The sequence below is a fragment of the Bacillus sp. CDB3 genome (assembly GCF_002081505.1).
GTDB lineage: Bacteria > Bacillota > Bacilli > Bacillales > Bacillaceae_G > Bacillus_A > Bacillus_A cereus_AT.
The window spans coordinates 1-2,011 of sequence record NZ_ALBR01000088.1; the positions used below are offsets into that span (position 1 = coordinate 1).

Consider the following 2,011-nt stretch of genomic DNA (forward strand, 5'->3'; position numbering starts at 1 on the left):
CGCACGCTTCCTTTTCGCACTCACTTGAACATAAAAGCAGGCAGATAGCTTAAGCTAGCAACACATGGGTATTTGTTATCTCTTTGAGAAACTACTCGTGAGCAACCATGAGTAAAGTGTATATTTTTTTGGTATAATACACCATACACATTCTATCCAATAGGAAGGAAAGACGATTGAATATTCGTCGAATAGGTATAGGGATTGCAACAAGTAGTATGTTATTTGTCACAGAATGTGGTTACATCCAAATCCGGAAATCTTAAAAAAAGGAAGTTGATACAACATTCAATAAAGCCATAAAGTAGACATTGGGAGCATAACTTTTACCTCGCATCATGTTAAACAAAATTTTACTTGATACGTATAAAGTCTCAGATGATGACGTGAACAAAAAACTGGAAGAAGTAAAAAACGGCTGGGGGATAAATTTACAGCTTATATCACTCAACAGGATGCAAAAAATGAAGAGGATTATAAAAAGAACGTTCTTACACCACAATTAGCTTTCGAGAAAGCAGTGAAAGCATCTGTTACAGAAAAAGAGCATATTCGAACAAAATTGGAAATAAAACGCTTAAAAGATCCACAATGGCGACAAAAATTTCGGCAAGATTTATTCAAACAAGCAGAGGTAAAAGTCCATGATGAAGATTTAAAAGATATCTTTAAAAGGTTAGAAAAATAAGCGTATTTCTTCCGAAGTCTGTTAACAAATGGGAAACATACAAACAATTTGATAACATTCTTAATAATTGTAGTTTGTTACTGCATAACAGATAAATGAAAAGCATCGGTGAGGGTCTGATCATGATAGAGGAGAGTGAAAAACAATGGAAAAAAAGAAGAAAAAAGAATGGATCTCATGGATAAAACTGATAGGGATTACACTTGGGATTGCTTTTATCGTTCGAGGGATTTTATTTACACCGTCATTGGTACAAGGTGCATCAATGATGCCGACTCTAGAAAATAATGAGCGCGTTATCGTTAATAAAATTGGCTACCGTATAAACGGATTAGATCGACTGGACATTATCGTTTTCCACGGGAAAGAAGGGACTAATTTAATAAAACGAGTAATCGGCTTACCAGGTGATACAGTGGAGTATAAAAATGATGTGTTATATGTAAACGGAAAAGCTATGGAAGAACCCTATTTAAAAGAATATAAAGAAAAAGCAGCCGGCCGCGTATTAACTCCTGATTTTACGTTAGAGAAAATCACAGGGAAAACAAAAGTACCAAAAGACCAAGTGTTCGTTTTAGGTGATAATCGTGAAGTTTCGAAAGATGGTCGTATGTTCGGTTTTATTTCAGAAGATGAAATTGTTGGAAAAGGACAAGCTGTTTTTTGGCCATTAAAGCAGGTAAGGATATTGTAAAATAAAAACAGCATGGAGGATGATCCTTCATGCTGTTTTCTTTTCATTTGTAAAAGCATTTCCAATACTCTAATAAAGATCAAATTTGCCGGTTCGTAAAGGTACACGTTCTAGGTTCGAATTCAAAAATACAGAATGGATGTATCCATCGGGATGTTCGGTATAACTGCTTGAGAGCTGATTCCAATAGGAATCTATGTCGGATTGTATCTTTGTTCATTATTCGCAAATTATTAGCATGAAGCAATGGATCAGTTGCTGGATTTAATTTATGTATTTACATAATTTGAAAACCAAAACCTCGGGATGATCCTCAGCTGTATGCAGCGTATAGATATTTTGATTTTTTGGTTCTGGTGCAAAAACTTCAAAATAACTGAAAGTCATCTTATAAATTTGGAAATACTGAAAGAATTCCTTTAGAAAAGGTGTGTGGTTAATATGAAAAGGGTAAATGTTTTTAAGTGGAAACATTATCAGCCAGATATTATCTTATTAACTGTACGTTGGTACCTGCGGTACAACCTAAGCTTTCGCGATTTAGTGGAAATGATGGAAGAACAAGGATTATCTTTGGCCCACACGACTATTATGCGATGGGTTCATCAATATGGACCAGAGTTGAA

Annotated in this window: 2 protein-coding genes and 1 pseudogene; all 3 read left to right on the forward strand. The window is 35.0% G+C overall.

Going from position 1 to position 2,011, the window contains the following annotated elements:
* The first annotated feature begins 520 nt into the window (after nt 1-520).
* On the forward strand, nt 521-688 hold the full coding sequence (locus CDB3_RS32510; protein ID WP_256869909.1) for a hypothetical protein: 168 nt from the start codon (nt 521-523) through the stop codon (nt 686-688).
* A 145-nt stretch (nt 689-833) separates the two neighbouring features.
* A complete protein-coding gene (gene lepB / locus CDB3_RS21280; protein ID WP_128855862.1) occupies nt 834-1,385 on the forward strand; it encodes a signal peptidase I in 552 nt (183 codons plus the stop codon).
* Between the two features lie 441 nt (nt 1,386-1,826).
* A pseudogene (locus CDB3_RS21285) lies at nt 1,827-2,011 on the forward strand (IS6 family transposase); the annotation flags it as partial.

Bases quoted from the DNA above. Each gene is read 5' to 3' on its own strand.
- lepB (WP_128855862.1), top strand. From the start codon at position 834: ATGGAAAAAAAGAAGAAAAAAGAATGGATCTCATGGATAAAACTGATA.